The sequence below is a fragment of the Microbulbifer guangxiensis genome, assembly GCF_021729075.1.
GTDB classification, from domain to species: domain Bacteria; phylum Pseudomonadota; class Gammaproteobacteria; order Pseudomonadales; family Cellvibrionaceae; genus Microbulbifer; species Microbulbifer guangxiensis.
The window spans coordinates 50,436-61,863 of record NZ_JAJSAQ010000002.1; the positions used below are offsets into that span (position 1 = coordinate 50,436).

General features: G+C 62.2%; 9 protein-coding genes. 2 read left to right on the plus strand and 7 right to left on the minus strand.

Annotated features, from left to right (window positions below; translation table 11 throughout):
- Positions 1-66 precede the first annotated feature (66 nt).
- On the minus strand, positions 67-822 hold the full coding sequence (locus tag LVD12_RS04455; protein ID WP_237065978.1) for a type 1 glutamine amidotransferase domain-containing protein: 756 nt from the start codon (positions 820-822) through the stop codon (positions 67-69).
- A 212-nt stretch (positions 823-1,034) separates the two neighbouring features.
- Between LVD12_RS04455 and LVD12_RS04460 the strand changes: the two genes are divergently transcribed.
- Both LVD12_RS04460 and LVD12_RS04465 read left to right on the plus strand, forming a co-directional pair.
- Positions 1,035-2,459: a sugar porter family MFS transporter gene (locus LVD12_RS04460; protein ID WP_237066818.1), complete on the plus strand. Its 1,425-nt coding sequence runs from the start codon at positions 1,035-1,037 to the stop codon at positions 2,457-2,459.
- A gap of 196 nt (positions 2,460-2,655) precedes the next feature.
- On the plus strand, positions 2,656-3,564 hold the full coding sequence (locus LVD12_RS04465) for a DegV family protein (RefSeq protein ID WP_237065979.1): 909 nt from the start codon (positions 2,656-2,658) through the stop codon (positions 3,562-3,564).
- A 92-nt stretch (positions 3,565-3,656) separates the two neighbouring features.
- On the opposite strand, the gene LVD12_RS04470 is transcribed toward LVD12_RS04465, so the two are convergent.
- The 6 genes from LVD12_RS04470 to LVD12_RS04495 form a co-directional block, all read right to left on the minus strand.
- The gene (locus LVD12_RS04470) at positions 3,657-4,613 is read right to left on the minus strand and encodes an acetyl-CoA carboxylase carboxyltransferase subunit alpha (protein WP_237065980.1); all 957 of its coding nucleotides are present in this window, start codon (positions 4,611-4,613) and stop codon (positions 3,657-3,659) included.
- 108 nt (positions 4,614-4,721) lie between these two features.
- Entirely contained in the window at positions 4,722-8,249 is a 3,528-nt protein-coding gene (dnaE, locus tag LVD12_RS04475) for a DNA polymerase III subunit alpha (protein ID WP_237065982.1), read from the minus strand.
- 106 nt (positions 8,250-8,355) lie between these two features.
- The gene (locus LVD12_RS04480) at positions 8,356-8,571 is read right to left on the minus strand and encodes a DUF1289 domain-containing protein (protein ID WP_237065983.1); all 216 of its coding nucleotides are present in this window, start codon (positions 8,569-8,571) and stop codon (positions 8,356-8,358) included.
- On the minus strand, positions 8,571-9,101 hold the full coding sequence (locus tag LVD12_RS04485) for a gamma carbonic anhydrase family protein (protein WP_237065984.1): 531 nt from the start codon (positions 9,099-9,101) through the stop codon (positions 8,571-8,573). Before LVD12_RS04485 ends, LVD12_RS04480 begins: the two co-directional genes overlap by 1 nt.
- Positions 9,102-9,197: 96 nt before the next feature.
- Positions 9,198-9,698 (minus strand): methylated-DNA--[protein]-cysteine S-methyltransferase, encoded by a 501-nt coding sequence (locus LVD12_RS04490; RefSeq protein WP_237065985.1) that lies wholly within the window; start codon positions 9,696-9,698, stop codon positions 9,198-9,200.
- Positions 9,695-11,155, minus strand: coding sequence for a DNA-3-methyladenine glycosylase 2 (locus tag LVD12_RS04495; RefSeq protein ID WP_237065986.1), 1,461 nt, complete (start codon positions 11,153-11,155; stop codon positions 9,695-9,697). Before LVD12_RS04495 ends, LVD12_RS04490 begins: the two co-directional genes overlap by 4 nt.
- Positions 11,156-11,428 lie beyond the last annotated feature (273 nt).

Here is an 11,428-nt window from a genome sequence, read left to right on the forward strand (position 1 = left end):
TCGACCATGAGCCGGCACACGCGCATAAAAGAGGGAAGCCAGAAAGCGCAGGGAATCAGAGCCCTCTCACTGGCCCTTGACCGCCTCTGCCACCGCCTTGCCGAGGGCCCTGGCGGAGGCCGGGTTCTGACCGGTGATCAGGCGGCCATCCACCACCACATTGCTCTCCCAGTCCGGAGCACCCTGGAAGCGCGCACCGGCCTTGCCGAGGGCGTCTTCCAGCATGAAGGGCACCACGTCCTCGAGGCCAACCGCCCGCTCCTCACTGTTGGTGAATCCGGTCACCCGGCGCCCGGCTATCAATTTTGTGCCGTCGCCGAGGGTCACCCCCACCAGTGCCGCCGGGCCGTGGCAGACCGCTGCCACCACACCATTGGCCTGATAGATGCCGGCGGCAACCCGGTTTACATCCGCATGATCGGGGAAATCCCACATGGTGCCGTGGCCGCCGACAAAGATGACCGCAGCGTAGTTGGCCGGGTCAACATCACTCAGGGGGCGGGTATCCTCGATCAGGCCGCGGGTCTGGGGGTCACGGAGGAAACGCTGGTTGTCCTCGTCATCTTCCTTCAGGCTGCGGGGATCTACCGGTGCTTTACCGCCGCTGATACTGACGATTTCCACCGGAATTCCCGCTTTGCGGAGGGCGAAATAGGGATGGGTCAATTCCGCCATCCAGAAACCGGTCTTTTCGCCGGAATCGCCCAACTCGCTGTGGCTGGTCAACACCATCAGCACCCGGGGACCCTCCTCCCGAGCAAAGGAGGGAACTGCCGACAGCAGTGCCGCCAGCATCAGTATCGCGCCCAAAATCTTTTTCATGTTCAACTCATCCTCTTGCAAAAGTGGCAAAGAGCGTATCCCGGCACCTGCGACAAAAGAATTGCGGAGCTTGGATCCACGCAATCGAATTTCTCCATAACACCCGAGCTACCGCAAAATTGGGCCGCCGTGGCGCGAGCAAACCTGCCAGGAGCGTTCGGCCCGGAAAAGAATGCGACAATCCCGCAAAACAATAACGAGAGATTAGCGTGATGGAAGCAACCCATGACCGCCTGCTAAGCGAGACGGACCACCCACGGCTCCTCGTCGTACTGATCTGCAGCATCGCCACTATCGGCGGCTTTCTGTTCGGCTTCGACAGCGGCGTGATCAACGGCACGGTCGATGGCCTGCAACAGGCCTTCAACTCCAATAGTGCCGGCACCGGATTCAACGTAGCTTCCATGCTGCTGGGCTGTGCTGTCGGTGCGTTCTTCGCCGGCCGCGTCGCCGACTTCTGGGGCCGCAAGCCCATCCTGCTGCTTACCGCGGCCTGTTTCCTGGTCAGCGCCTGGGGTTCTGGTATTGCCACCACCTCAATGGAGTTCGTCAGCTACCGGATTCTGGGTGGCCTTGCCGTGGGCGCCGCCAGCGTGCTGTCTCCAGCCTACATCAGCGAAGTGGCGCCGGCAGCCTGGCGGGGACGACTGGCAACCATCCAGCAGATTGCCATCATCTCCGGTCTCTTTGCGGCTTTCGTGAGCAACTACCTGCTGGCCAAGACCGCCGGCTCGGCGACCAGTGTATGGTGGCTGGGGCTCAGCGCCTGGCGCTGGATGTTCTGGATGGAGATGATCCCTGCGGGTCTGTTTCTCCTGACCCTTTTGTGGATCCCCGAGAGTCCCCGCTATCTCGCACTCTCCGGGCAACTCGAGAAATCCCGCGCGGTGCTGTCGCGCCTGCTCCGGGACCAGCAGGAGGTTGCCAACAAGCTGGCTGAACTCGAGTCCACCACATTGCGGGATCGGCGCCCCCACCTGGGGGATCTGCTCGATGGCGCAGGCAAGATCCGTCGCATCGTCTGGATCGGCCTGGGGCTGGCCGTGCTGCAGCAGCTTGTCGGTATCAACGTGGTCTTCTACTACGGGGCCGTTCTCTGGCAATCCGTCGGTTTTTCCGAGTCGGACGCCCTGATGATCAACATCATCTCCGGCGGCATCAGTATCGCCGCCTGCCTGATCACCATTGGCCTGATCGACAGGATCGGTCGCAAACCCCTGCTATTGGCAGGTTCGATCGGCATGGCGGCAGCCCTGGCAATGGTTTCCCTGTCATTCACCACAGCCCAGCTCGACGCCAGCGGCCGCCTGGTGCTCTCCGACACCATGGGCCTGGTTGCCCTGGTTTCAGCCAACATCTACGTTTTCTTCTTCAATGCCTCATGGGGCCCGGTAATGTGGGTCATGCTCGGCGAGATGTTCCCCAACCGCATGCGCGGCTCCGGCCTCGCTGTCGCGGGCCTTGCCCAGTGGGGGGCCAACTTCGCCATCACCATGAGCTTCCCGCTGATGCTGCACGCCATCGGTCTCGCCGCGGCCTACGGCATCTACATGCTGTTTGCCTGCCTGTCGGTGATCTTTGTAATCCGGATGGTGCATGAGACCAACGGCCGGGAGCTGGAACAGATGCACGGCTGATCCCGTTTAAACACGTTGTGCCGGTGACCCGCGCTTGTTTCACGGGTTGCCACGCACTGCTGAAAACAATCCGCGATCGTGCGCACAGGGTGCGACTGCACAAGCCGCACTACGGTACCACCTTATCTATCACTCCCTGTCCGCAAGTGATAAATTGTGCGCCAAATCTCAAAATAATAGTTGTACAGAGTTACCCATGGTCCAGCTCGTTGTGGATTCCGGATGCGATCTTCCGGATGAATTCCTGCGCAAATTCTCCATCCCCGTATTGCCCCACACCGTCAGCGTTGGCAAGGACACCTTCGGTGACCAGCGCAACCCGGCCCAGATGGCCCATTTCTACACACTGTCGCTGGTTGACCGCTCCCACCAGATCGTGACCGGGCCGGCGCCCACGGGAGAGATCGAGAGCATCCTCAAGAATCTGGTCAGGAAAGGACGCAAGGACATCATCGTCCAGACCATCAATGGCACCAACAGCCCCACATTTGCCAATACCGAGATCGCCCTGAAGAATCTCACCGTAACCAGCGCCAACGACGAGGTGAACATCCACGCAGTGGACTCCTACACCCTGTTCAGCGGCCAGGGGCTACTGGCACTGTATACGCTTTCACTGATTCAGCGGGGGCTCGAGGCTGCCGAGATCAGAAAGCGGGCCGAGGAATTCCGCCGCAATATCCATGGTTATGCGGCGATCAAGGACGTGTACTACGTGCGCGAGCGGGCGCGCAACAAGAATGAGAACAGCATCAGCTGGTTCAAGGCCATGGCGGCAAGACTGCTGAAGCTTCATCCTATTCTCTCCATCCACCATTCCGGCTCCACGGTAACGGACACGGTGCGGGGCTTCGAGAACTGCACCCAGTCGCTGTTCCAGCTGGCGGTCGACAAAATTCGCGCGGGAGAACTACTGATGCCTTCCATCGTGGTCAGCATCGCCGGCAAGCTGCAGGACCTGGACGGGGTTCCGGGCTTTGCGACGCTGGAAAAGGTGGCCCGTGAGCACAATGTCAGGATCTACAAGACCGTGATGAGCCTGTCCGGCGGTATCAACCTCGGGCCCGACACGGTTGCCCTGGCACTGGCCTCCGAGAAATCCTGATCGCCTTTACCCAACCCGGATTCAGGACACAAAAAAGGCCGCAACACCATGAGTTGCGACCTTTTTGCTTTTACGGCGTTCTGCTGCGGTAATCAGGAGGTGATGTTGCCGTAGCTCATCAGGCGCTGGTAGCGCTTCTCCAGCAGTTCGTCGATCGGTACGCGGCGCAGCTGGTCCAGCTGCTCGCCGAGGCGCTCCTGCAGGCGCGCAGCCATTGCCTCCGGATCCCGGTGGGCGCCGCCGAGCGGCTCTTCGATGGTCTCATCCACAATGCCCAGCTCCTCGAGTACCGTGGAGGTCACGCCCATGGCCTCGGCCGCCAGCGGCGCTTTCTCCACGGTCTTCCAGATGATGTTGGCACAACCTTCCGGGGAGATCACAAAGTAGGTGGAATACTGCAGCATATTGAGCTGGTCGCCGACACCGATGGCCAGTGCACCGCCAGAAGAGCCCTCACCGATCACGGTACAGATGATGGGCGTGCGCAGGCGCGACATCACTGCCAAATTCTGGGCGATGGCCTCACTGATGCCGCGCTCCTCACTGTCGATACCGGGATAGGCTCCGGGGGTATCGATCAGGGTCAGTACCGGCAGACCGAAACGCTCGGCCATCTCCATGATCCGCAGGGCCTTGCGGTAGCCCTCCGGTTTCGGCATCCCGAAGTTGCGCGCCACCTTGTCGTTGACACTGCGCCCCTTCTCCTCACCGATCACAGCCACCGGCTTGCCGTCCAGGCGGGCGATACCCGAGATAATGGCCTTATCGTCACCGAAGTGGCGATCTCCATGGAGCTCGTCCCAGTCGGTGAACATGCGCTGGATATAGTCCCTGGCATAGGGGCGCTGCGGGTGGCGCGCCACCTGCACCACCTGCCAGGGCGTCAGGTCGCTGTAGATGGACTGGGTGAGGTTCTTGCTCTTTTCCCGCAGCCGGGCAACTTCATCCGCGATATTCAGCTCGTTGTCATCACCGACATGCTGAAGCTCTTTGATCTTGCTCTCCAGCTCGGCGATCGGCTGTTCAAATTCGAGAAAATTGAAATTCATGCAATACGCGCCTTTTCACCCTGTTAACTCTGGTCACGGTCATCCCGGAGGCCATCAATGGCGGCATAGCTTACTCTTCGAGAACCAGCCAGTCGACCCTGGGGGTAATTATCGCCGCTCCTTGTAGTCCAAAATGACCCGGTCGCGACCGATCAGCTCGCGCAGGGACTGCACCAACTGGTCATTTGGCTCCACCTGCCAGTCCGCCGGCAGGCGGTAGAGGCCGCGGGCATCGCTGCGTGCCACTTCCATGCACACGCCACAATTGCTCGCCGGACCATTAGTGTAGGGCTTGAGGCAGGCGGCCAGCCGCTTGCCAAGGCCGGCGGGGGCGCTGGCACTGTCGAGCCGCAGACGAACACCCGCCACACTGCCCTGACGCAGTTCATCCAGCGTCGAGACTCCGTTGACGGTCATCTTCAAGCCACCACTGTAATCGTCGTGGGAGATGGGCCCGTCCAGCACTAGCAGGGCATCCTTGACCAGCTTCTCGCGATGTTCACCAAACGCCTCACTGAAGACCGCCGCCTCGATACGGCCGCTGCGGTCGTCCAGGGTCACGATGGCCATGGAATCGCCTCGTTTGGTCTTCATCACCCGCATGGCGACTACCAGCCCGGCTACTTTCTGGCCCTCGCGACCGGGCTTCAGGTCAGCGATGCGCGCCTTGACCAGGTGCTGCAGCTCGTCCTCGTACTCGTCGATCGGGTGCCCGGTGAGATACAGGCCCAGGGTGTTTTTCTCTCCCTCGAGACGCTCGCGGATACTCCAGGGGCGTGCGCGGCGGAAATCCGCGTAGACATCGCCATCGGAAGCCGAGGGCACCACCTCGCCGAACAGATCCATCATCCCGGCACTGGCGTTGCGGGATTGCTGCTCGGCGGCCTTCACCGCCTCGTCCAGCGCGTTGAACATCACTGCCCGCGAATAGTTGAGGCCGTCCATGCCCTCCGCTGAAGGACCGATGCTGTCCAGGGCGCCGGAGCGCACCAGGGCTTCCAGGGCGCGCTTGTTGACCTTGCGCGGATCCACACGGGAGCAGAAGTCGAACAGATCAGTGAACGGCCCGCCTTCGCTGCGCACCGCAATGATGTTCTCGATCGGGCCCTCGCCCAGGCCCTTGATGGCGCCCAGGCCGTAGATGATGCGGTTGTCCTTGTCGACCGAGAACTGGTAGGTGCCGAGATTCACATCCGGTGGCACCAGCACCAGATCCATGGCCCGGCACTCCTCAATGAATGTCACCACCTTGTCGGTCTTGTCCATGTCCGAGGACATGGTGGCGGCCATGAACTGTGCCGGATAGTGCGCCTTCAGCCACGCGGTCTGGTAGGAAACCAGGGCATAGGCGGCGGAGTGGGACTTGTTGAAGCCGTAGCCGGCAAACTTTTCCACCAGGTCAAAGATCTTCATCGCCAGGTCGGGGTCGACGCCCTGCTCTTTCGCACCGCTGGCGAAGATCTCCCGCTGCTTGGCCATCTCCTCGGGCTTTTTCTTACCCATGGCCCGGCGCAGCATGTCGGCGCCGCCGAGGGTGTAGCCGGCGAGTTCCTGGGCGATCTGCATCACCTGCTCCTGGTAGACGATCACCCCGTAGGTGGGCTCCAGGATCGGCTTGAGCTTCTCGTGCTGGTACTTGGCGTCCGGGTAGGCCACCTGGGCGCGACCGTGCTTCCGGTTGATGAAGTCGTCCACCATGCCCGACTGCAGCGGACCCGGGCGGAACAGGGCCACCAGGGCGATCATATCCTCGAGGTTATCCGGCTGCAGGCGCTTGATCAGGTCCTTCATACCGCGGGATTCCAGCTGGAACACCGCCGTGGTCTCGGCCCGCTTGATCATCTGGTAGGTTTCGGGGTCATCCAGTGGCAAGGCCTCGATGACCAGCGGCTCCTTGCCTTCGCGGGCACGCTGTTCGTCCACCATCACCTTGGCCCAGTCGATGATGGTCAGGGTGCGCAGGCCGAGGAAGTCGAACTTCACCAGGCCCGCGTCTTCCACGTCGTTCTTGTCGAACTGGGTGACCAGACCCGCGCCAGTCTCGTCACAGTAGAGCGGCGCAAAATCTGTCAGCTTGGTGGGGGCGATGACCACGCCACCGGCATGCTTGCCCACGTTCCGGGCCACACCCTCCAGCTGCTGGGCCATCTCCCAGATTTCCTGCCCTTCCTCGTCGGTCTCGAGGAATTCCCGCAGGACCTCCTCCTGTTCGAAGGCCTTCTGCAGGGTCATGCCCGGGTCCGGCGGGATCATTTTGGACAGCTTGTCGGCCAGGCCGTAAGACTTGCCCTGTACCCGCGCCACATCCCGCACCACCGCCTTGGCGGCCATGGTGCCGAAGGTGATGATCTGGCTCACCGCGTTGCGGCCATAGTGATCCGCCACATAGCCGATCACCCGGTCGCGCTTCTCCATACAGAAGTCGACGTCGAAATCGGGCATGGAGACCCGCTCCGGGTTCAGGAACCGCTCGAACAGCAGGTCGTACTGCAGCGGGTCCAGATCGGTAATATCCAGCGAGTAGGCCACCAGGGAGCCGGCACCGGAACCCCGCCCCGGCCCCACCGGGATGTCGTGGTCCTTAGCCCACTGGATAAAGTCCATCACGATCAGGAAGTAACCCGGGAAACCCATCTGGATGATGATATCCAGCTCGAAGCGCAGCCGGTCTTCATACACTTTGCGCTGCTGGGCATAATCGGGCGCCGACGGGTCAAGGATCTTTTCCAGGCGCCGGTCCAGCCCTTCGAACGAAACCTTCTCGAAGAACTGGTTCTCGGTCATACCGTCGGGGATCGGGAACTCCGGCAGGAAGTATTTGCCCAGCTGTATCGGTGCAGTGCAGCGGCGGGCAATCTCAACCGTATTCTGCAATGCCTCGGGAATATCACTGAACAGCTCCTGCATTTCCTCAGGGCTGCGCAGGAACTGCTCCGGGGAGTACCGGCGCTCACGGCGGGGATCGTCCAGGGTGCGGCCATCGTGGATACAGACCCGCACCTCGTGAGCCTCAAACTCGCTCTCTTCGAGGAAGCGTACATCATTGGTAGCCACGACCGGCAGCTGCAGCTGTTCCGCCAGCGCCACCGCTGCATGCAGGTAGTCCTCGTCGCCCGGGCGGCCGGTGCGCTGCAGCTCCAGGTAGTAGCGGCCGGGGAAGATCCGCGCCCACTCGGCGGCCAACTCCTGTGCCTGGGCCTTGCGGCCAGCGACCAGTGCCCTGCCCACATCGCCGTACTTGGCACCGGACAGCGCCAGCACCCCCTCCGCATACTCGGGCAGCCACTCACGGCGGATATACGCATTGCCGTGGTACTGGCCGTCCATCCAGGCGCGGGAAATCAGCTCGGTGACGTTGCGGTACCCCTCCTTGTTCATGGCATAGAGGGTGATGAGCGTGGGGTTCTCCTCGCCTCCCTCACTGAGCCAGAAATCCGCACCGGTGATGGGCTTGATACCAGCGCCGAGACACGCCTTGTAGAACTTCACCTGGCCGTAGAAGTTGGTCTGGTCGGTGATTGCCAAGGCCGGCATTTCCAGCTCGGCTGCACGGGCCACCAGCGGCTTGATGCGTACCAGGCCGTCGATCAGGGAATATTCGGAATGGACTCTTAAATGAACAAACGGTTGGGTCATAGTTCTTATTACGTTGATGTCACCCGTGCTGTTGCGGGTGCGCTGCGCGGGGCGTAGCCCGCGCAGCCTGAATGCAGTGGGTTTTCTGGGTTTGCCAGCAGCCGGGCTACCAGAGCCGGCCCATGGCGCGGGCCCGCTCGGTGCAAGTCTTCAATATCTGCCGGCGCTCATCGTTGCTCATGGTGCCCCAGCGGCTGATTTCCATCCCGGAGCGGAAACAGCCCTCGCAGATATCCTGCTCGTTCAGGGCACAGACGGAAATACAGGGGGAGCGCACCGGCCGCTCGGCCGTCACAACTTCGGGCAAAACTTTCTCGGCCATCAGGATTCCGCAATCGCCACCAGTTCTTCGGCAAAGCGCTTGCCATTGCCGGCGTAGTGATCGCTGCTCGCCTTGAGCAGCTCGAACATGGATTCGTCCAGGGTCTTCACCACTTTACCCGGGCTGCCCAGTACCATCGAGTAATCGGGTATCTCGGCGTTTTCCGTCACCAAAGCATTGGCACCGATTACGCAGCACTTGCCGATCTTCGCTCCATTGAGCACTACGGCATTAATACCGATCAGGCTGTAATCGCCAATGGTGCAGCCGTGCAACATCACCTTGTGGCCGATGGTCACACCGGTGCCGATCGTCAGCGGCACGCCGGGGTCAGTATGCAGGACGGCACCGTCCTGAACATTGCTGTACTCGCCGATGGTGATCTCATCGCAATCTCCCCGCACCACGGCGTTAAACCAGACGGAGCTGTGACTGAGCATCCGCACATTGCCGATCACGTGGGCCCCGGGTGCAATGTAGTGCCCCTCACCCTCCAGCTTTGGCTCTTCTTTCCCCAGTCTGTACAGCATCTGACCTCCGGATCCGTTGCGCGGCACAAGCGCCCTATTATCCCGGTCGCGGGCAGTGATGACCAGCGCCACCCGGGCTGCTGTTGCCAACGGCGATCAGACCAGGCGGGGCTGGTCCACGAACCGTGCGCCCTCCAGGGTCAGCAGGCGCGCTTTCATGTCCAGCCCACCGGCATAGCCGGTCAGGGAGCCGTCAGCGCCGATGACCCGGTGGCAGGGAATCACGATGGCGATGGGGTTGGCCCCGTTAGCCCGGGCCACCGCGCGGATGGCTTTCACATTGCCCAGTGCCTCCGCCTGCTCGCGGTAGCTGCGGGTCTCACCGTAGGGGATGGCCTGTAACAGAGCCCACACACGGCGCTGGAACTCCGTGCCCCGGGGATTCAGGGGCAGGTCAAATTGGCGGCGGTCACCGGCCAGGTATTCGGCCAGTTCCCTCGCGGCACGATCCGTGAGGGCAGATGCGGAGTTTGCCCATTCGGCCGGCGCCTCCCAACGGGAGGCGCCGGCAAGGAGCTGCACCGCGACGATCCCCGCCTCATCCGCTGCGATGGCAACCGGTCCCACAGCCGTCTCATAAACCTTGTAGTGCGTCATGCCTGATTCTCCGGGCTCAGTGATTGCCATAACAACAGGGCGGCGTAAGCCCGCCAGGGCCGCCAGGCTTCGGCGCGGGCTTCTGCCTCTTTTGGTCGCGCCTTCTCCTGCCCCTTCCCGAGCGCCTTCAGGATGCCGAGGTCCGACGCGGGAAAGGCATCGGGCATCGACAGACCGCGCATGGCGATGTAGTGGGCCGTCCAGTCACCGATGCCGGGCAGTGCGGTGACCTGAGCACACCATTGTTCCAGATCCGGTGTGTCGAAATCGACATGGCCAGCCAGCGTCGCCTCCACGAAACCGCGCAGGGTTTCCGCCCGCTTACGGGTCAGCCCGAGACCGCTGAAATCCGCTCCCGCCAGCTGGGCGGCGGAGGGAAACAGCCTGTGCACATTGCCGGCGTCATCGTGGAAGGCACTCCCGTACCGGTCCACCACGCGACCGGCGATGGTCGTGGCCGCAGCCACGGAAATCTGCTGGCCGAGAATCGCTCGCAGGGCGTACTCGAACGGATCCCAGGCGCCCGGCAAGCGGGTACCCGGGCACCGGCGCACCTGCTGCGCCAGCAGGGGATCCCGGCTCAGCACCCGGTCGATCTCGTCCGTGTCCGCGTCGAGGTCGAACAGGCGACGCAATTTCTGGCTGATCGGGTACAGGGCGGTGCCCACCTGCCCCTGTATCTCGACCGCCAGTCGACGGCTTGCCGGCTCATGCCGGACGCGCACAAGCCCGCAGCTGCCCTCGAGTGTGAAGCTTCGCTGGTAGATACCGTCAACCACCTGTTCCACCCCCGGCAGGGCCCGCTGGCGGAAGAATGCCAGAAGCTGCTCCCAGTGGAACGGCGGTCGGTAATGCAGATACAGTCGCACCGACGACCTGCCACCCTCCGGTGCTGGCATTTCTGCCTCCCGGCGCACCTCGGTCGGTGTGCGTCGATAAACCTGTTTAAACACGGCATTGAAACGACGCAGGCTGCCGAACCCCGCCGCGAACGCGATATCCCCCACGGGCAGGCCGGTATCCCGCAGCAGCCCGTAAGCGAACAGTGCCCGCTCCGCCTGCCAGATGGCCAGCGGGCTGGTTCCCAGGTGCTCGGAGAACAGGCGGCGCAGGTAGCGGCTGCTCACACCAAGGCGCTCTGCGAGCCGCTCGACGGACACGGCTTCCCGTTCACTGCGCATCAATTGCAGTGCCCGGCGCACCGTGGTGGACACGAGTCCCCAGGCGGGACTGCCGGGTGCCGCATCGGGCCGACAACGCAGGCAGGGACGGTAACCGGCCCGGGTGGCCTCGGCCGCGGTCCGGTAATAGGTCACATTCTTTTCCAGCGGCGGCCTGGCAGGGCAGATGGGGCGGCAGAAAATTCCGGTAGTGCGCACGGCAACGAAAAAACGCCCGTCAAAGCGACTGTCCCGGGCCAGGCGCGCCCGCGCACATGTTTCAGGGTCCAGTCTCATGCTCCCCTCCTCCTGACACCCAGTCTAACGGTGCCAGGGGGTGCCAACTAGCCATATCCGGAACTGACTCCCGATGGGCCGCAGAGAGTGCTTACGAACCGATTTTCATCGCGAGAAAGGAAATCGCCGTCAAAGTCGAGCAGTTGCACGCCAAACCTTAGACTTGGTTCTAAATTTGGATTAGAAACGCTTCACGGATAGATAAAAGCTTTAAAACGTTCGGCTATATCGACTGATTATAAGGAAGGGGGTCGCCAGCGAATCGGCGACACC

Bases quoted from the DNA above. Each gene is read 5' to 3' on its own strand.
- LVD12_RS04470 (WP_237065980.1), bottom strand. From the start codon at position 4,613: ATGAATTTCAATTTTCTCGAATTTGAACAGCCGATCGCCGAGCTGGAG.
- LVD12_RS04465 (WP_237065979.1), top strand. From the start codon at position 2,656: ATGGTCCAGCTCGTTGTGGATTCCGGATGCGATCTTCCGGATGAATTC.
- LVD12_RS04455 (WP_237065978.1), bottom strand. From the start codon at position 822: ATGAAAAAGATTTTGGGCGCGATACTGATGCTGGCGGCACTGCTGTCG.
- LVD12_RS04480 (WP_237065983.1), bottom strand. From the start codon at position 8,571: ATGGCCGAGAAAGTTTTGCCCGAAGTTGTGACGGCCGAGCGGCCGGTG.
- LVD12_RS04495 (WP_237065986.1), bottom strand. From the start codon at position 11,155: ATGAGACTGGACCCTGAAACATGTGCGCGGGCGCGCCTGGCCCGGGAC.
- LVD12_RS04460 (WP_237066818.1), top strand. From the start codon at position 1,035: ATGGAAGCAACCCATGACCGCCTGCTAAGCGAGACGGACCACCCACGG.
- LVD12_RS04485 (WP_237065984.1), bottom strand. From the start codon at position 9,101: ATGCTGTACAGACTGGGGAAAGAAGAGCCAAAGCTGGAGGGTGAGGGG.
- dnaE (WP_237065982.1), bottom strand. From the start codon at position 8,249: ATGACCCAACCGTTTGTTCATTTAAGAGTCCATTCCGAATATTCCCTG.
- LVD12_RS04490 (WP_237065985.1), bottom strand. From the start codon at position 9,698: ATGACGCACTACAAGGTTTATGAGACGGCTGTGGGACCGGTTGCCATC.